Source organism: Telluria sp. Soil_C_11 (assembly GCF_057657395.1).
In genome coordinates this window covers 1-17,836 of sequence record NZ_JBDGIN010000013.1, presented here as the reverse complement: position 1 = coordinate 17,836, position 17,836 = coordinate 1, and the positions used below count along the sequence as shown (strand labels likewise).

17 protein-coding genes are annotated in these 17,836 nt (G+C 66.5%); 9 read left to right on the top strand and 8 right to left on the bottom strand.

From position 1 onward, the window contains the following. Positions 1–113 precede the first annotated feature (113 nt). From AC3A6M_RS18795 to AC3A6M_RS18785, 3 genes are read right to left on the bottom strand one after another with little or no spacing between them, the layout of a single operon-like run. Complete coding sequence (locus AC3A6M_RS18795; protein ID WP_487854338.1) at positions 114–1,292, bottom strand: CaiB/BaiF CoA transferase family protein; 1,179 nt, start codon at positions 1,290–1,292, stop codon at positions 114–116. 22 nt (positions 1,293–1,314) lie between these two features. Continuing rightward, complete coding sequence (locus tag AC3A6M_RS18790; RefSeq protein WP_487854246.1) at positions 1,315–2,478, bottom strand: acyl-CoA dehydrogenase family protein; 1,164 nt, start codon at positions 2,476–2,478, stop codon at positions 1,315–1,317. Positions 2,479–2,504: 26 nt separating this feature from the next. Further along, complete coding sequence (locus AC3A6M_RS18785; protein ID WP_487854245.1) at positions 2,505–3,365, bottom strand: HTD2 family dehydratase; 861 nt, start codon at positions 3,363–3,365, stop codon at positions 2,505–2,507. A 167-nt stretch (positions 3,366–3,532) separates the two neighbouring features. Here AC3A6M_RS18785 and AC3A6M_RS18780 point away from each other — a divergent pair, with 167 nt between their 5' ends. The 4 genes from AC3A6M_RS18780 (at position 3,533) to AC3A6M_RS18765 (ending at position 6,512) form a co-directional block, all read left to right on the top strand. Then, positions 3,533–4,189: a hypothetical protein gene (locus AC3A6M_RS18780; protein WP_487854244.1), complete on the top strand. Its 657-nt coding sequence runs from the start codon at positions 3,533–3,535 to the stop codon at positions 4,187–4,189. A 191-nt stretch (positions 4,190–4,380) separates the two neighbouring features. Further along, positions 4,381–4,710, top strand: a complete 330-nt coding sequence (locus AC3A6M_RS18775) for a hypothetical protein (RefSeq protein ID WP_487854243.1) — start codon at positions 4,381–4,383, stop codon at positions 4,708–4,710. A 148-nt stretch (positions 4,711–4,858) separates the two neighbouring features. Next, complete coding sequence (udk, locus tag AC3A6M_RS18770; protein ID WP_487854242.1) at positions 4,859–5,500, top strand: uridine kinase; 642 nt, start codon at positions 4,859–4,861, stop codon at positions 5,498–5,500. A 109-nt stretch (positions 5,501–5,609) separates the two neighbouring features. Beyond that, positions 5,610–6,512: a LysR family transcriptional regulator gene (locus AC3A6M_RS18765; RefSeq protein ID WP_487854241.1), complete on the top strand. Its 903-nt coding sequence runs from the start codon at positions 5,610–5,612 to the stop codon at positions 6,510–6,512. Here AC3A6M_RS18765 and AC3A6M_RS18760 read toward each other — a convergent pair. From AC3A6M_RS18760 to AC3A6M_RS18745, 4 genes are read right to left on the bottom strand one after another with little or no spacing between them, the layout of a single operon-like run. Beyond that, positions 6,509–7,681 (bottom strand): UbiH/UbiF/VisC/COQ6 family ubiquinone biosynthesis hydroxylase, encoded by a 1,173-nt coding sequence (locus tag AC3A6M_RS18760; RefSeq protein ID WP_487854240.1) that lies wholly within the window; start codon positions 7,679–7,681, stop codon positions 6,509–6,511. The genes AC3A6M_RS18765 and AC3A6M_RS18760 overlap by 4 nt on opposite strands. After that, positions 7,678–9,012 (bottom strand): Xaa-Pro aminopeptidase, encoded by a 1,335-nt coding sequence (gene pepP / locus AC3A6M_RS18755; protein ID WP_487854239.1) that lies wholly within the window; start codon positions 9,010–9,012, stop codon positions 7,678–7,680. The genes AC3A6M_RS18760 and pepP overlap by 4 nt, the downstream gene beginning before the upstream one ends. Further along, positions 9,009–9,728, bottom strand: coding sequence for an N-acetylmuramate alpha-1-phosphate uridylyltransferase MurU (gene murU / locus AC3A6M_RS18750; RefSeq protein WP_487854238.1), 720 nt, complete (start codon positions 9,726–9,728; stop codon positions 9,009–9,011). Before murU ends, pepP begins: the two co-directional genes overlap by 4 nt. Positions 9,729–9,738: 10 nt before the next feature. Then, complete coding sequence (locus tag AC3A6M_RS18745) at positions 9,739–10,797, bottom strand: aminoglycoside phosphotransferase family protein (RefSeq protein ID WP_487854237.1); 1,059 nt, start codon at positions 10,795–10,797, stop codon at positions 9,739–9,741. A gap of 95 nt (positions 10,798–10,892) precedes the next feature. Here AC3A6M_RS18745 and AC3A6M_RS18740 point away from each other — a divergent pair, with 95 nt between their 5' ends. Genes AC3A6M_RS18740 through rsmA form a run of 4 tightly spaced genes read left to right on the top strand, consistent with a single transcriptional unit; the run spans position 10,893 to position 16,465 of the window. Then, entirely contained in the window at positions 10,893–13,187 is a 2,295-nt protein-coding gene (locus tag AC3A6M_RS18740) for an LPS-assembly protein LptD (RefSeq protein WP_487854236.1), read from the top strand. 51 nt (positions 13,188–13,238) lie between these two features. Beyond that, a complete protein-coding gene (locus AC3A6M_RS18735; protein ID WP_487854235.1) occupies positions 13,239–14,627 on the top strand; it encodes a peptidylprolyl isomerase in 1,389 nt (462 codons plus the stop codon). 3 nt (positions 14,628–14,630) lie between these two features. Further along, entirely contained in the window at positions 14,631–15,680 is a 1,050-nt protein-coding gene (gene pdxA / locus AC3A6M_RS18730; protein ID WP_487854234.1) for a 4-hydroxythreonine-4-phosphate dehydrogenase PdxA, read from the top strand. Between the two features lie 5 nt (positions 15,681–15,685). Next, the gene (gene rsmA, locus AC3A6M_RS18725) at positions 15,686–16,465 is read left to right on the top strand and encodes a 16S rRNA (adenine(1518)-N(6)/adenine(1519)-N(6))-dimethyltransferase RsmA (protein WP_487854233.1); all 780 of its coding nucleotides are present in this window, start codon (positions 15,686–15,688) and stop codon (positions 16,463–16,465) included. On the opposite strand, the gene AC3A6M_RS18720 is transcribed toward rsmA, so the two are convergent. Beyond that, positions 16,460–17,311 (bottom strand): DUF6851 domain-containing protein, encoded by an 852-nt coding sequence (locus AC3A6M_RS18720; RefSeq protein ID WP_487854232.1) that lies wholly within the window; start codon positions 17,309–17,311, stop codon positions 16,460–16,462. The two genes, rsmA and AC3A6M_RS18720, sit on opposite strands and share 6 nt — an antisense overlap. A 230-nt stretch (positions 17,312–17,541) precedes the next feature. Here AC3A6M_RS18720 and AC3A6M_RS18715 point away from each other — a divergent pair, with 230 nt between their 5' ends. Next, entirely contained in the window at positions 17,542–17,736 is a 195-nt protein-coding gene (locus tag AC3A6M_RS18715; RefSeq protein ID WP_487854231.1) for a hypothetical protein, read from the top strand. Positions 17,737–17,836 lie beyond the last annotated feature (100 nt).

Below are 17,836 nucleotides of genomic sequence, written 5' to 3'. Positions count from 1 at the left end.
AGCGTCTCCTCTTCTCGTATTCGTGGATCCGTCGTCCCCGCGCAGGCGGGGATCCAAGTTTGCGTGCGTGGCTGCGGCTCCAACTTGGGTTCCCGCCTGCGCGGGAACGACGGCTAGATTGCCTTCTGTTCGTGCAGCGCCGCAATCCGCTCCGGCCCGTAACCCAGCTCGGCCAGGATGGCATCGGTATGCGCCCCGAGCGCCGGGATCGGGTCCATGCGCGGGTCCCATTCCCTGGGCACGCCGGGCGGCAGCAGTGCGGGCAGGGGGCCGGCGGGCGTCGCCACTTCCGACCAGCGCTGGCGCGCCTTCAGCTGCGGGTGTTCCCACATGTCGTGCATCGTGTTCACGTGCGCGTTCGCGATCGGGGCCGCCTCCAGCCGTTCGATCACCTGCTCGGCCGTCAGTTTGGAGAACACGTCGACGATGATGGCGCGCAGCTCCTCGCGCGCGGCGGTGCGCGCCGCGTTCGAGTTGAAGCGCGGGTCCGTGGCCAGCTCCGGCTGCTCCAGCACTTTGGAGCAGAACAGCACCCATTCGCGCTCGTTCTGCAGGCCCAGCATGATCACCTTGCCGTCGCCGGCCGGGAACGGGCCGTAGGGGTAGATGGTGGCGTGGGCGGCGCCGGCGCGCGGCGGCGGGGAGGCGCCGTCCATCGCGTAGTACAGCGGGTAGCTCATCCACTCCATCATGGCTTCCAGCATGGCGACCTCGATGTGGCTGCCCTTGCCGGTGCGGCCGCGCTGGATCAGCGCCGCCAGGATGTTCGAGTAGGCGTACATGCCGGCCGAGATGTCGGCGATCGAGCAGCCGGCCTTGGCCGGCTCGTCCGGGGTGCCGGTGATCGACAGGAAGCCGGACTCGCTCTGGATCAGCAGGTCGTAGGCCTTCTTGTCGCGGTACGGGCCATTGTCGCCGTAACCGGAGATGTCGCACACGATCAGGCGCGGGAAGCGCTCGGACAGCGCTTCCCAGGACAGGCCAAGCCGGGCGGCGGCGCCGGGCGCCAGGTTCTGCACCAGCACGTCGGCCTCGCCCAGCAGCTTGTCGAGGATGGCGCTTGCTTCCTCGTGCTTGACGTCGAGGGTCAGGCTTTCCTTGGAGCGGTTGGTCCAGACGAAGTGCGAGGCCAGGCCGCGCGCGCGGGTGTCGTAGGCGCGCGCGAAGTCGCCCACGCCGGGGCGCTCGACCTTGATGACGCGCGCGCCGAGGTCGGCCAGCTGGCGCGTGCAGAACGGCGCGGCGATCGCGTGTTCGAGGGTGACGACGGTGATGCCTTCAAGTGGGCGCATGCTTAGTGACATGATCGACTCCTCAGAACGAACGCGGCATGCCGAGCACGTGCTCGCCGATGTAGGCCAGGATCAGGTTGGTCGAGATCGGCGCCACCTGGTACAGGCGGGTCTCGCGGAACTTGCGCTCGACGTCGTATTCGGCGGCGAAGCCGAAGCCGCCGTGGAATTGCAGGCAGGCGTTGGCCGCTTCCCAGGACGCGTCCGCGGCCAGCATCTTGGCCATGTTCGCTTCGGCGCCGCAGGCCTGGTGCGCATCGAACAGAGCGCAGGCCTTGTAGCGCATCAGGTTGGCCGCTTCGATGTTCACGTAGGCTTTCGCGATCGGGAACTGCACGCCCTGGTTCTGGCCGATCGGGCGGCCGAACACTTCGCGCTCGTTCACGTATTTGGTCACCTTGTCGATGAACCAGTAGCCGTCGCCGATGCACTCGGCGGCGATCAGGGTGCGTTCCGCGTTCAGGCCGTCGAGGATGTACTTGAAGCCCTTGCCTTCTTCGCCGATCAGGTTCTCGGCCGGGATCTCCAGGTTCTCGAAGAACAGCTCATTGGTCTCGTGGTTGACCATGTTCAGGATCGGCTGCACCGACAGGCCGCGGCCGACGGCCTCGCGCAGGTCGACCACGAAGATCGACATGCCTTCCGATTTCTTCTTCACTTCCGACAGCGGCGTGGTGCGCGCCAGCAGGATCATCAGGTCGGAGTGCTGGATGCGCGAGATCCACACCTTCTGGCCGTTGATCACGTACTTGTCGCCCTTGCGCACGGCGGTGGTCTTGATCTTGGTGGTGTCGGTGCCGGTGGTCGGCTCGGTCACCGCCATCGACTGCAGGCGCAGTTCGCCGCTGGCGATCTTCGGCAGGTACAGCTCCTTCTGCTCCTTCGAGCCGTGGCGCAGCAGGGTGCCCATGTTGTACATCTGGCCGTGGCAGGCGCCGGAATTGCCGCCGGCGCGGTTGATCTCTTCCATGATCACCGACGCTTCGGTCAGGCCCAGGCCCGAGCCGCCGTATTCCTCGGGGATCAGCGCCGCCAGCCAGCCGGCCTGGGTCAGCGCGGTGACGAATTCCTCGGGATAGGCGCGCGCCTCGTCGACCTTGCGGAAGTACTCGGAAGGGAATTCGGCGCACAGGGCGCGCACCGCTTCGCGGATGTCCTGGTAATCGTGGTTCTGTTGAATCGACATGATGAAGGTTCCAGTAAGAAGGGCGGTCAGGCGAGAACGGCTTCGGCCTGCATGGCGAGTTCGCCGCGGATGTTCTTGGCCCACAGGCGCACCGTGCGCCCGTCCGGGTCGGGAGTGCCGCACACCGTGAACGGCTCGATGTCGAACAGCGGGCCGACGGCGCGGAAGGAGAACGAAGCGATGCGCGCCTGCGGCAGGTTGCGCTGCACGAGGTCGACCAGCAGGGTGGCGATCAGCGGGCCATGCACGATCAGGCCGGGATAGCCTTCGACTTCGGTCACGTAGCTGCGGTCGTAGTGGATGCGGTGGCCGTTGAAGGTCAGCGCCGAGTAGCGGAACAGCAGCACCGGATCGGGAATGATGGTGCGCGACCAGGCCGATTCAGCCGGCGCCATCTTCGGCGCGGGAGCAGGCGCTCCCGGCTGCGGCAGGTCACGGTAGACGATGTCGTGCTCTTCGGTGAGGCAGGTGGCGCCGTCCTGGGCCAGTTCGTGGCGCACGGTGACGAACACCAGCTGGCCGGTTGCGCCGTGTTTCGCGTTCACGCTCTTGATTTGCGAGGTACGGGTCGCTTCGCCCTCGATCTGCAGCGGCCGTTCGAAAGTGAGGCGGCCGCCGGCCCACATGCGGCGCGGCAGCGGCACCGGCGGCAGGAAGCCGCCGCGCGCCGGGTGACCATCGGGGCCGAGTTCGGATTGCGGCGCGGCGGGCCAGAAATACGCCCAGTGCCAGAGCGGCGGCAGGGCGGCGCCCGGCCCAAAGTGGTCCGGGCGGTCGAGCGTGGCTGCCAGCGCGTTCGCGGTGACGGCGTTGACGCGCCCGCCGACGGTCTCGGTTTTTCCGACCCACTGCTGGAGCAGGGATTCATCGAAAGCTTCGGTAGTCATGATGGGTGGCCTCAGGTGACGAACGGCCAGTCTGAACCCGATAGTAGAAAGACACAATCGGTGCTTTTGGAAGGGGGGGTACGGTTTTGGTGAAGCTTGGGTTGCAATACGGGAATATGGTGATTACATTGGGTGATTCGTTCGGACCAAATCAAACGGGAAACTCCATGACTTTTTTCCTATGGGTAGCCATCACGGCATTGTTGCTTGCAGTGGTGGCGCGAACGTTCAGTTCGGTTTACCTGGCGAAGCTCCGGCGCTCGGGTCGCTATCCTGAACGCGGCAAGGCCACGATGGCAGATGTGGTGCGACTACTGAACAATGGCTCACGCGGATTAGCGAACAATAGTTCGCACGACGCGATGCGAAGCGGCCTGAAGACAATCGCCCTTGGCTCGGTTCTGCTGGGGCAGGCCTTCCTTCCTGATACGGCTGGTGCTGTCTGCCTGGATCCCAGGACGTTCGTATCGGGTGATACAGTCCCGCTCTCTTCCGAAGTCCGTACCGCCGACGCAATCGTGATTGGCCGGGTGCTGGCGGAGCAAGGCCTGCGCGAAGACCCGATGGATCCCGACGGCTATACGGCTTTCAACGTGAAAGTGAAGGTCATCACCCGGCTGAAAGGGAACTTGCCGAGCGTGGTCGTCATCAGGAACGACAACACGTCTGCGCGATATCCCATGTCGACCGGCGAAGAACACCTCATCTTCGTTTCCAGGGACCGTCAAGGCTTATGGATTAATAGTTGCGGAAATTCATCAGCAATGCCCGAAGGGAAAAAAGTCGCGGCGCAAATTCGGGCGCAACTGCAAAGACTGCAGTAGAACTACCAGTTGGCGGCGCCTGTTGGATATGTCCAGGTTTGAGCAGGCAGACATCGGCACTGGCGTCGCCATTCTTTACAGCGTATTGCAAAAAATACCACATTAAATTACTTGCCTTCTTACAATTCAATGACTTACAGCGCTGGCCCGAAATTTGCTCATGATAAGCAACTACTTTTCGGGAGGAAACCATGGAAAATGAAAAGACTTCGGGCCAGACCTACAACCCCAATCGACTGCTCGACGCTTTGCTGGAGAGTATGCGATTGAAGAACGACGCCGCGCTGGCGCGCATGCTCGAGGTCGCACCGCCAGTCATCAGCAAGATTCGCCATCATCGCATGCCGGTCAGCTCGTCGGTCCTGATCCGCATGCACGAGGCTACCAAGATGAGTATCGGGGATCTGCGCTTCCTGATGGGCGATCGCCGCAACAAGTACCGCCTGTCCGATGCTCAGGGGCGTCCCAAGCGCGAAACCGGGGCCGCAGCCGGCGCGGACCTCCAGCAACAGCCGGCTTAAGCGCGCACTTCCCCGATACCGGACGGCAGACACCGCCCGGAGCAGCGTTCACGCGCATCCCCGGCCACGCGTCAACCGGCTGCCGAACACGTCGCTCCGGAGCAACCGGCCTCTGTCGGTTCGGCCCTCGCTCCGGTATCATTCGGGGATGAACGAGATTTCCTTCCTTCCGTTTGTCATTGGCGTCGCTGGCGGAAGCGGCAGTGGCAAGTCAACGGTGACCCAGCAGGTGCTGGCGTCGTTCGGCGCCGAGATGGTCTCGGTCGTGATGCAGGACGATTACTACCGCGACCAATCCGATCTCACCCCGGAAGTCCGCCGCAAGCAGAATTACGACCACCCGCAGGCCTTCGACTGGCCGCTGCTGGTGGAGCACGTCCAGGCCTTGCGCAATGGCGAAGCAATCGCCATGCCGATGTACGATTTCACGATCGACAACCGCTCCAGCGAGACCATTCCCGTCAAGCCAGCTCCAGTGATCGTGATCGAAGGCCTGTTCGCCCTGTATGACGCGGACTTGCGCAACATGATGTCGCTGAAGATCTTTGTCGACACCGCCCCCGACATCCGCTTCATCCGCCGCATGCAGCGGGACATCGCCGAACGCGGCCGCTCGATGGAAAGCATCGTCGGCCAGTACCTGGAAACGGTGCGCCCGATGCACAAGCAATTCATCGAACCGACCAAGCGCCACGCCGATGTCATCCTGCCGCACGGCGCCAATGGCCCGGCAGTCGATGTCATCACCACCAAGGTGGCCAGCGTCATCGGCCAGCTCAAGCGGCCCTGAGGCGGCCCCGATCGCCTGACATTCTCCCGGCATCTGACAATGGCGGTCCCTTGACAGGCCTGGCCCGGTCTCTTGGGCTAGAATCCTGTCATCAAACAAGGAACCGCCAATGTTGTTCGACCTGACCGACCTGCGCCTGTTCATCCTGGTCGCGGAATTGAAAAGCCTGACCCGCGCCGCCGAGCGCATGCATCTGTCGCTGGGCGCCGCCAGCAACCGGATGAAGGAACTGGAATCCCGTTTCGGGATGCGCCTGCTGTACCGCGAAAGCAAGGGTGTCTTGCTGTCGCCGGCCGGCGAGACCCTGCTGGGCCATGCGCAGCAGTTCATGCAGCAGGTCGAGCGCCTCAAGAGCGACATGCAGCAGTACAACAATGGCATCAAGGGGCATATCCGCATCTTCGCGAACACCACGGCGGTGACCGAATTCATGCCGCAGGTGCTGGGCTTGTTCCTGGCCTCGCATCCGCAGGTGAACGTGGCGCTGGAAGAGCGGCTCAACCACGACATCGTGCGCGGGGTGCAGGAAGGCACCGCGGACATCGGCATCGCCGCCGGGCCGGTACAGGGGCAGGGCATCGAGATCATCAACTTCTCGACCGACCGGCTGGTGCTGGCCACGTCCATCGACCACCCGCTGGCCAAGGCGGGCAAGCTCAGTTTCGCCGAGACCCTCGACTATCCGCACATCGGCCTGCACGAGGGCAGCACCCTGCAGCATTTCCTGAACAAGGTCGTGGTCGACAGCGGCCACCGCCTGCAGCTGCGGATCCAGGTGCGGGGCTTCGATGCGATGTGCCGCATGGTGGAAGCGGACGTCGGGATCGGCATCCTGCCGCAGTCGGCGGCGCTGCGCCATAGCCGCAGCATGCGGCTGGCGCTGGTGGAGTTGAGCGACCTGTGGGCGGTGCGCGAACGCAGCGTGCTGGTGCAGGAACTGGAGCGGCTGCCGGCGTATGCGCGCGAACTGGTCGATTTGATCCGCTCGGAAGCGGCCCGGAACGCCGGCTAGCGCCGCCCGAACATCATCAATTCGGCAAGCAGCGTCCGCGCCGGCCTGACGGTATCGAGCGCGGCCAGCGCCAGCCCGAACAGGGCTTGCCGCGGTCCCTTGTCCGCGAACACGCGCGCCATCGTGTCGGTGGCGCGGATCACCATCTGGCGGTCGCCTTCGCGCTCGCTCGCAAAGCGGTCGAGCGAAGCCGGCGACATGTCGCGCGCCAGCAGGCGCGCCAGCACGGCGGCGTCGCGCAGGCCCAGGTTCAGGCCCTGGCCGGCCACCGGGTGCAGGGTCTGGGCCGCGTTGCCGATCGCGACCGTGCGGGCGGTCGCGCGCGGGTCCGTGTTGAGGCCGAGCGGGAAGGCCACGCGCTTCGAGGTGCGGGTAAAGCGGCCCAGGCGCTCGCCGAAGGCTTCGCCCAGCTCGCGCAGGAAATCGTCTTCTCCCAGGTCCAGCAGGTGCTGGGCGCGCTCCGGCTGCACGCACCACACCAGGGCGTACTGGTGGCCGTCGGCGCCGTCCTGCGGCAGCAGGGCCAGCGGGCCTTCGTCGGTGAAGCGCTCGAAGGCGCGGTGCGCAATCGCCGCGCTGCTCGACACGCGCGCGATCACGGCGGTCTGGCCGTAGTCGCGCGTCCGGGCTTTGTCCTGCTGTTCGCCGAACACGCCGCCCTCCGCCTGCACCGCGATCCCGGCGTGCAGCGTGCGGCCGTCGTCCAGCTGCAGTCGCACGCCGTCCGAGGTTTCGTCGATGCCGCTCACGCGCAGCGGGCGCAGCACCTGCACGCCGGCGCGCTCGCAGGCGCGCGCGAGGGCGTCGACCACGTCGCCGTAGCGGGCCACGTAGCCCAGCGCCTCGACGTCGTGCTCCGCGCGGTCCATCAGGCTGCGGCCCAGGTGGCCGCGGCGCGAGACGTGGATCTGGTGGATGGGGGTGGCCGATGCGCCGATGCCGGGCCAGGCGCCCAGGTCTTCCAGCAGCAGGCGGCTGCCCCAGGCCAGCGCGATCGAGCGCGGGTCCGAGATCGCCTGGCCCAGCGACTTGCCGTCGATCAGGGCGATGCGCGACCCCGGCACGCCGCGCCGCGCCAGCAGGGCGGCCAGCGCCATGCCGACCGGGCCGGCGCCGCAGATGGCAACGTCCGCCTGCAGCGCTTCCTGGCTTGTCGTGACGCCGCTCATCGTGCCGTGCCTACCAAGGCTTCGATCTCTTCCACCGTCTTGGGCGCGCTCGCGGTCAGGATGCGGTAGCCGTGTTCGGTGACGATCACGTCGTCCTCGATGCGGATGCCGATGTGCCAGTATTCCTTCGGCACGCCATCCGCCGGGCGCACGTAGATGCCCGGCTCCACGGTCAGCGCCATGCCCGGGGCTAGCTGCCGCGACGGCTTGTCGGCCTGCGCGAGGTCGCGGTAGGCGCCGACGTCGTGCACGTCCATGCCCAGCCAGTGGCCGGTGCCGTGCATGTAGAAGGGCACATGGGCTTTCGCGGCGATGGCGTCGTCGACGTCGAGGAACTTCCCGGCCGGGATCAGGCCGAGGTCCAGCATCCCCTGGGTCAGCACGCGCAGGGCCGCTTCGTGGAAGGCGCTGTACGGGCGGCCGGGGGCGATCTCCGCGAAGGCCGCCTGCTGGGTCGCCAGCACCAGTTCGTACAGCCTGCGCTGGGCGGGGCTGAAGCGGCCGTTCACCGGGAAGGTGCGGGTGATGTCCGAGGCGTAGCCATCGAGCTCGCAGCCGGCGTCGATCAGCACCAGGTCGCCGTCCTGCATCAGGCGGTCGTTGACGTTGTAGTGCAGGACGCAGGCGTTCGGGCCGGAAGCGACGATCGGGGTGTAGGCCGGGAACTGGGCGCCGTTGCGGCGGAATTCGTGCAGCAGCTCCGCCTCCAGCGCGTATTCGTGCAGGCCGGGGCGGGCGGCGCGCATCGCGCGCGCATGCGCCTGGCCGGAGATCACGCCGGCGCGCAGCATGATCTCCTGTTCCTGTTCATCCTTGATGAGGCGCATCTCGTCCAGCAGCGGCAGCAGGTCGTGGAAGGCGGCGGGCGCCGTCACGCCGCTGCGCGCGCGGGCGCGCACCGCCTTGACCCAGCCCTCCACCCGGGCGTCCAGCGTGCTGCTTGCGGCGGTGGCGTAGTACAGGGCGGGGGCGTCGGCCAGCAGGTCGGGCAGGCGGGCATCGAGTTCGGAAATGGGCCAGGCTTCGTCCATGCCGAAGGCTGTTCTTGCCGCTTCGGGGCCATGGCGGTAGCCGTCCCAGATCTCGCGTTCCAGGTTCTTCTCGCGGCAGAACAGGATGGCGCGGGCCGGCCGCTCGCCTTGCGCGGCGACCAGCACCAGCACGCTCTCCGGCTCCGTGAAGCCGGTCAGGTAATAAAAATAGCTGTCGTGCCGGTAGGGGTAGTCGCTGTCGCCGTTGCGCAGGACCTCCGGCGCGGTCGGCAGCACGGCCACCGCGCCCGGCAGCATTTGCGCGGCCAGGCGCGCACGGCGTGCTGCGTAGTCGGTCATGGCTTTGCTTTGCTTGCGTAAGGGGCGTTGAGTTCTTCGAGCTGGCGCACGGTGCCCACGTTGACCCATTCGCCATCGTAGATTTCGCCGCCGACCCGTCCCTGGTCGATGAACTTGCGCATGAGCGGGCCGAATTTCAGGAACTCGCCGGCCTTGATGCCGTCGAACATTTCAGGACGGTAGACGCCGATGCCGGCGAAGTTCCACTTCGGAAATCCCTCGTTCGACAGCGTGTACATCGTCAGCCCGAAGTCGCCTTCCGGGTTGTGCCAGGGGTTCGGCGTCAGGTACAGCCAGGCGATGTCGCGCTTGTCGGCGGGTATCAATCGGCCCACCGCATCGGTGTCCTTCAGCGCATCCAGCACCTGTTCGAAGTCGAAGTAGGGCGCATAGATGTCGCCCGACACGGCCAGGAAGGGCTCGTCGCCCAGCAGGTGCAGGGCGTTGGCGATGCCGCCGGCGGTTTCCAGCGGCGTCGGCTCGTGGGAATACACGATGCGCGCGCCGTAGCGGCTGCCGTCGCCCAGTTCCTCCTCGATCATGTGGCCGAGGTGGGAGTGGTTGATGACGATGTCCCTGATGCCGGCGCGCACCAGGTTCATCACGTGGTAGGTGATGAGCGGCCGGCCGCGCACCTTGAGCAGGGGTTTCGGACAGGAGTCCGTCAGCGGACGCATCCGCTCGCCGCGGCCGGCGGCGAAGATCATGGCTTTCATGCGCGGGTCTTCAGAAGGTGTAGCCGACTTGCGGCGCCTTGTCCTCGAAGGCATCGAGGAGGCGCACCAGCGGTTTGAGTTCGATGTAGCGGTTGGCGGTCTTGCGCACGTAATCCAGCACGGTCGGCAGGTCGCCCATGTAGACCGGCTTGCCGTCACGGTAGTTCAGGCGGCAGAAGATGCCGAGGATTTTCAGGTGGCGCTGCAGGGCCATGTATTCGAAGTCGCGGTAGAAGGCGTCGATGTCCGGATTGACCGGCAGGCCGACCTTCTTCGCGCTTTGCCAGTAGCGCACCACCCAGTCGAGCACGAATTCCTCGTCCCACTGGATGTAGGCGTCGCGCATCAGCGAGGCCAGGTCGTAGGTGATCGGGCCGAACACGGCATCCTGGAAATCCAGCACGCCCGGGTTGCCCTGGTCGAGGAACATCAGGTTGCGGGAATGGAAATCGCGGTGCATGAACACCTGCTGCTGGGCCAGCACGTTGGCGGTGATCGCCTCGAACACCTTGTCCAGCTGGGCCTTCTGGATGTCGTTCATCTCGATGCCGAGGTGGCGGCCGATGAACCATTCCGGGAACAGGTTCATCTCGCGCAGCACGAAGGCGCGGTCGAATTCGGGCAGCACGCCTGGCTGGCTGGTGAGCTGGAACTTGATCAGGGCGTCGATCGCGTCCGAGTACATGAAGGCGGCGTTGTCGACGCTAAGCCGCTGCAGGTAGGTGGTGGTGCCGAGGTCGGACAGCAGCAGGAAGCCGTCTTCGACCTTGCGGGCGACGATGGCGGGCACGGTCACGCCGGCGTCGAACAGCAGGCCGTCCACGTGGATGAAGGCGGGCACGTTTTCGCGCTCGGGCGGCGCGTCCATCGCGACCAGGGTGTCGCCCAGCTTGGCGCGTAGCGCGGGCACAACATCGAGCCGGAAGTAGCGGCGGAAGCTGGCATCGGACGAAGCAGGGCGCAGGCTCCCGACGTCGACCAGGTCCAGGGTGCCCAGCCATGCGGTCAGCTGGGCCAGCCGGGTATCCTTGTCGGCGGCAGTGGGAGAGTGTTGAGACAGAGAAGACATGAAGCGTCCCGGTGAATCCGGTTGGTGATGGGAATTCCCATATAATAAGGGATTCAATCCAAAAAATCGCCCTCTATGGTGCAACGCGATCTTTCATGAGCTGGATTACGGCCCTCCCTTTCCCGCCGCGGCGTGCCGCCGCCTTGTCCGCCCTTGTCGCCGTGGCCACGGGACCGCTGTATGCGCAGACCGCGCCGGCGAGCCCGCGCGGTGACGACCAGGACCAGCCGACGACCATGCGCGCCGAGGAGTTCACCGGTCGGCCCGACCGTGAGCTGAACATGGTCCGCAACGTCGAAGTGACGCGCGGCGCCACCGGCATCACCGCCGATACCGCCTGCTTCCGGCAGGTGGAAGACGAGGTGACCGCCCAGGGCCACATCAACATGTGGCGCTTCGGCGACCGTTACAAGGGCGACGCGCTGCAGCTGAACCTCGACACTGGCAAGGGCTGGGTGCTGAACCCGGCCTACCATTTGCAAATGAATAACGGCCAGGGCAAGGCCGCGCGCATCGACTTCCTGGGCGAGAACCAGGCCGTGGTGGTGGACGGCACCTACAGCACCTGCGAAGGCCCGGATCCGGACTGGTACCTGAAGTCCAGCACCCTGAACCTGGACAGCGGGCGCGACGTCGGCACCGCCGGCAAGACCGTCATCTACTTCAAGGACGTGCCCATCCTCGGCACCCCGGCGCTGTCGTTCTCGCTGTCCGGCGCGCGCCGTTCCGGCTGGCTGCCGCCCTCGATCGGCTTCGGCTCCAAGGGTTCGGCCGAGGTCATGGTGCCGTACTACGTCAACATCGCGCCGAACCGCGACCTGACGCTGTATCCGCGCTACATGTTCGACCGCGGCCTGCAGATGGGCGCCACCGGCCGCTACATCGGCGAGACCTCGCGCGGTCCCTACAGCGGCGAGACCCACATCGAGGTGCTGCCGAACGACCGCGTGGCCGACCGCGACCGCTGGTGGATCGATACCCTGCACAACCAGACGCTGGCGCCGGGCTGGAGCTACGGCTGGAATGCGCACGCGGCGTCCGACAACGAATACCCGTCCGACTTTTCGCGCACGGTGGCGGCCAGCGCCCAGCGCCAGCTGCTGCGCGAGCTGCGCACCGACTACTGGGGCCATTACTGGAGCGTGAACGCGCGCGTCCAGAGCTACCAGGTGCTGCAGGACCCGGCGTCGCAGGACCCGAACAACCCGAACGCGGCGGCGCTGACGGTGCCGCGCCCCTACGACCGCCTGCCGCAGATTAATTTCCACGCCGGCCGCTACGACGTGCTGGGCGGCTTCGACTGGTCGCTCGACGCCGAGCTGGTGCGCTTCTCGCACCCGGACGACAACATGGTGCAGGGCAACCGCGCCAACATGGTGGGCCAGGTCAGCTACCCCATCGTGCGCCCGGGCTGGTTCGTCACGCCCAAGCTGATCATGCACGCGACCCAGTACGACCTGGATCACAATATCGACCCGGCCACCAAGCTGGAGCGGAACAAGATCTCGCGCGTGCTGCCGACCGTCTCGCTGGACAGCGGCCTGATCTTCGAGCGCCAGACCGGCCTGTTCGGTGAAGGTTCGACCCAGACCCTGGAGCCGCGCCTGTTCTACGTGCGCACGCCGTACAAGGACCAGGGCGCGATCCCGAACTTCGACACCGCGGTGGCCGGCTTCAACTACGCCCAGCTGTTCACGGAAAACCGCTTCGTCGGCGCGGACCGGGTGTCGGACGCCAACCAGCTGACGGCGGCGGTGGTGTCGCGCTTCATCGAGTCCAACGGCGCCGAGCGCCTGCGCCTGGTGGCCGGCAGCCGCTACTATTTCAGCGACCCGCATGTGAATCCGCGCGTGCAGCTGAATCCGTCGGAAGCGCCGGAAGTGACCCGCTCGGACGCCCTGCTGGCCGCCTCCGGCCGGATTTCCGAATCCTGGAGCTTCGACAGCGGCGTACAATACGATGCGCAGAGCCGCAGCCTGTACAGCAAGAACTACGGGGTGCAGTGGGCGCCGGCGCCGATGAAGGTGCTGAACTTCGAGTACCGCTACCAGCGCGATACCCTCGGCCTTGCCAGCGGTTTCCGGAATGCCGACGTGTCGGGCCAGTGGCCGCTGTCGCGGCGCTGGTATGGCGTGGCGCGGGTCAGCTACTCGCTGCGCGACCGCAAGCTGCTCGAGAGCCTCGTGGGGCTCGAGTACAAGGCGGACTGCTGGGTGTTCAGGCTGGGGGCGCAGCGCTTCGTGACCGCGCTGCAGACCACCTCGACGCCGATCTTCTTCCAGCTCGAGCTGAACGGCCTGTCGCGCCTGGGCTTCGGCAATCCGCTGGAATCCTTTAACAAGAGCATCCCGGGCTACACCCGGCTGAACACCAACGTCGGTCGCCCCTGAGCGGCCGGGCCATGGACAACTAGAAACCCTGAAATGAGTGCTTCCCTGAATATGCGTACTACCCGTTTGCATCAAGTCAAGCTGGCAGCAGTGCTGCTGTGCGCCCTCGCAGCCGGCGACGTCCTGGCCCAGGCCGCCGGTGCCGCCGCTCCTGCAACGAAGCCGGGCGCCGGCTTTCTGCCGCCGGCATCGAGCTCCGCAAAAGTGATCGATTCCGTGTATGTCATCGTCAACGACGAAGTCATCACCAGGCGTGAAGTCGACAACCGCGTGGGCGAGATCACCGCGCGCCTGCGCGCCCAGAACGCGCAATTGCCCGATCCGGAAGACCTGCGCCGCCAGGTGGTCGAGGCCATGATCACCGAGCGCGCCCAGCTCCAGCTGGGCAAGGAATTTGGCATCCGCGTCTCGGATATCGAGCTCGACCGCGCCATCGGCCGCATCGCCGAATCGCAGAAGATGAGCGTGCAGGAAATGCGCAACCAGATGGAAAAAGAAGGCATGACCTTCTCCCAGTTCCGCGAACAGATCCGTAACGAGATCATCCTGCAGCGCCTGATCGAGCACGAGGTCGACAGCAAGATCCAGGTCTCGGACGCCGAGATCGACACCTACCTGGCCGCCGAGAAGGCCGCCGCCGCCGACCGCGTCGAGATGGACATCTCGCAGATCCTGGTGCGGATCCCGGAAAACGCCTCGCCCGAGCAGATCGCCGCGCGCAAGGCGCGTGCCGACGAAGTCGCACGCCAGCTGCGCACCGGCGCCGACTTCGCCAAGATGGCCGCCACCTATTCGGACGCGCCGGACGCCCTGCAGGGCGGCGCGATCGGCTGGCGCGACCCGGACCGCCTGCCGCAGACCTTCGCCTCCGAGCTGCGCAAGCTGAAGCCGGGCCAGGTCACGCCGGTATTGCGCACCAACTTCGGCTTCCTGATCCTGAAGCTGGCGAACGTGCGCAAGCCGGAAGCCCAGCAACAGCAGCAGGAGCAGGCCGTGGTGCAGCAGACCCACGCCCGCCACATCATGCTGAAGGTGACCCCGACCCAGACCGAGGAAGAGGCCCGCAAGAAGCTGCTTGATTTCAAGGCCAAAATCCAGAGCAAGCAGGCGACCTTCGAAGACCTGGCGCGCCAGAATTCGCAGGACAGCTATGCGGTCAAGGGCGGCGACATGGGCTGGGTGGAATCCGGCGACGTCCCGGCTGAATTCGAGACCGCGATGAACGCGCTGAAACCGGGCGAGATCTCGGACGTGGTCAAGACCCCGTTCGGCCTGCACATCATCGAGGTGGTCGAGCGCAAGAGCCAGGACACCTCGAAGGACAAGGAACGCGCGGCGGCCCGCCAGGTGCTCACCGAGCGCAAGCGCCAGGAAGCGATGGAAGACTGGGCACGCCAGATCCGCGACCGCGCCTACGTCGAGTTCCGCGAGGACAAATAAGCCATGGCCATCCCGGGCGCACGTCCCACGCTGGCCGTCACGGTCGGCGAGCCGGCCGGGATCGGCCCGGAAATCGCGATCCGCGCCGCCTGGGCCCTGCGCGGGCAGGCCAGGTGCGTGCTGGTCGGCGATGCCGCCTTCCTCTCGCTGACGGCCAGCCTGATCGACCCGGCCATCCGCCTGTCGGCGCTGTCCACCATGGCGGTGCGCCACAGCGGGGTGCCGCACTTCGGCCCGGAGACGATCCCGGTGATCGACGTGCCGCTCGACGCCCACGTGGTGCCGGGCCAGCTCGACGCCGGCAACGGGCGCGCGGTGCTGGCCACGCTCGACCTGGCGGTGGAAGGCGTGGGCGCCGGCTGGTTCGACGCCATCGTCACCGCGCCGCTGCAGAAAAGCACCATCAACGATGCCGGGATCGCGTTTTCCGGCCACACCGAATACCTGGCCGAGAAGACCGGCACCCCGAAGGTGGTCATGATGCTGGCCGGCCCACTTGGCCAAGACCAGCCCTGGCTGCGGGTGGCGCTGGCCACCACCCACCTGCCTCTGAAAGACGTGCCGGCCGCGATCACGCGCGAAACCCTGGACCAGGTGCTGGACATCCTGCACGCCGACCTGCGCGGCAAGTTCGGCATCGCGAGTCCGCGGATCCTGGTCACGGGCCTGAACCCGCACGCCGGCGAGAACGGCTACCTGGGCCGTGAAGAGATCGAGGTCATCGAACCGGCCCTGGAAGCGGCGCGCGCGCGCGGCATCGACGCCCGCGGCCCGTATCCGGCCGACACCCTGTTCCAGCCGAAGTACCTGCAGGACGCCGACGCCGTGCTGGCGATGTACCACGACCAGGGCCTGCCCGTGCTCAAGCACGCCACCTTCGGGCGCGGCGTCAACATCACGCTGGGCCTGCCCCTGATCCGCACCTCGGTCGACCACGGCACGGCGCTGGACCTGGCCGCGCAGGGCCTCGGCCTGGCCGATTGCGGCAGCATGGAGGAGGCGATCCGCGTCGCCCTGTCCATGGTCCGCGCCCAGGCAACAACACAAGCATAAGAACCATGAAACACGTAGCCCGCAAGCGCTTCGGCCAGAACTTCCTGACCGACGACCAAGTCCTCTATCACATCATCGAATCGATCGGTCCGCGCAAAGGCGACACCATGGTCGAGATCGGCCCCGGCCTGGCGGCGATGACCTCGCTGCTGCTCAAGGAGCTCGACCACATGCACGTGGTCGAACTGGACCGCGACCTGGTCGCACGCCTGGAGAAAGCCTATCCGCGCGAGCGCCTGACGGTCCACTCCGGGGACGCATTGAAATTCGATTTCGGCGCGATCCCGGTGCCGGAAGGGAAGAAGCTGCGCGTGGTCGGCAACCTGCCGTACAACATCTCGAGCCCGCTGCTGTTCCACCTGGCCGAGTATGCGCACCTGATCGAGGACCAGCACTTCATGCTGCAGAAGGAAGTCGTGGAGCGCATGGTGGCCGAACCCGGCACCAAGGCCTACAGCCGCCTGTCCGTGATGCTGCAATGGCGCTACGACATGGCGATGCTGTTCGTGGTGCCGCCCACCGCCTTCGATCCGCCGCCGCAGGTGGATTCGGCGATCGTGCGCATGGTGCCGACCAAGCGCCAGCTGCCGGCCGACGCCGCGACCCTGGAAGCGGTGGTGGCCAAGGCCTTCTCGCAGCGCCGCAAGGTCATCAAGAATTGCGTGGCCGGCATGTTTACCGAGCAGCAGCTGGTGGAAGCCGGCATCGATCCGGGCGCGCGTCCGGAAGCGGTCGGGCTGGAGCAGTATGTGGCGCTGGCCAACCTGCTGAAGCCGGTTTCATAATTTCCCTTCCCAGTAGCGGCGCGCATCCTCGAATGCGCGCGCGCCCACCTGCCTTCCGGGTTCCTGGCCGGCCGCGTCCCCGCTGCGCGTGCCGTCCTGCGTCCCGCCCCGCATCGCGCTCCCGAAGCGCCTGATCACTTCATCCGCGGCCGCGCCGGCGCTGCCGTGGACGGCAACCGTTTCGCCCTCCCGGGCGCCGCCCCAGCCGGCAATGGCGGCATTCGCGAGCGCGTTGGCGAGCGCAAAAAACAGGCGCACGTCCTGGTCGTCGCCGTAGCCCTCGCGTTCGGAAAGGCGGTGCGCCGCCAGGCACCAGCGGCCGGGCGCCGGTTCGGCGACCGGCAGCGCGGCGGCCGCGCTGCCGGCAACCAGGCCATCGGCCAGTCCGGCGCCGCCGCGGCGGTAGAAGTCGAGCATGGCGGCGGCCTGGGTGCGGCCGATGCCGGTCGGGGTCAGCGGGCCGCCCGGCGCCGCCGGGTCCAGGCCCAGCCCGGCCATCCCGGCGTCGAACATGGCTTGCTGCGCGGGGAAGCGGCCGGCCAGGGCGCCATACGCCGCATGGCTCATGGCGCAGGCCTTGCTGGCCGCGCTGCGCTCGGCGCGCGGCAGGCGCACCGCCACCCCGTGCGCGGTCTGGCGGGCGGTCGCATCGTAGGCGGCCCAGGCGTTGTACATGCAGGTGTGCAGGATCGCCAGCGCGCGCGCCGACGGCGCAGGACCCGGTTGCGCAGTTCGGATCGCCTGCAGGGCCAGCCGGTTCCAGCCGATGACCGTGCCGGCCGCCCGCCCGGGCTCGTCGCCGGTCGCCGCGCCGGAACCCAATTTTAGAAAGTTCTCTCGCTTCATTTCGCCTCCGCATCCGTGCCGCCGTCGAGTATGGCGAGCACGGGCGCGTGCGCTGTTGAGCGTTCTCAGGCGTCAACCAGGGCCGGCGCAACGCGCAGCCCCGGTTTTGGGGCTTCCATCCCGCGTTTTACGCAGTTCGTCGCAGTCCGCTGGAAGGTGGCGGCGCCGGCGCCTACAGTGACACCATCGACAGACACAACGCAACGTCATCCAGACGAAGGAGAACCGAAATGAACATCATGAAAAACATGGAAGCGATCTTCCTGGCAGCCGTCTTCCTGGCCGGTGTCACCGGCGTGGCCAGCGCCGCCAGCGAGAACGCCCGCGAGCGCTACGCTGCCCAGGTCGCGACCCAGGGCCAGCAGATGGCGGTGGTGAAGGTGACCGCCAAGCGTCTCAGTGCCGCCGAAAAGGCCCGCATCTGAACCCTGCTTCCTGAAAGAGGCGAAAAAAAAGGTTCATCGCGCTTTGCCGGGGAATGCATCCTTGATTTTGAGGAAGAAATAAGATGCGTCTCGAAAACCG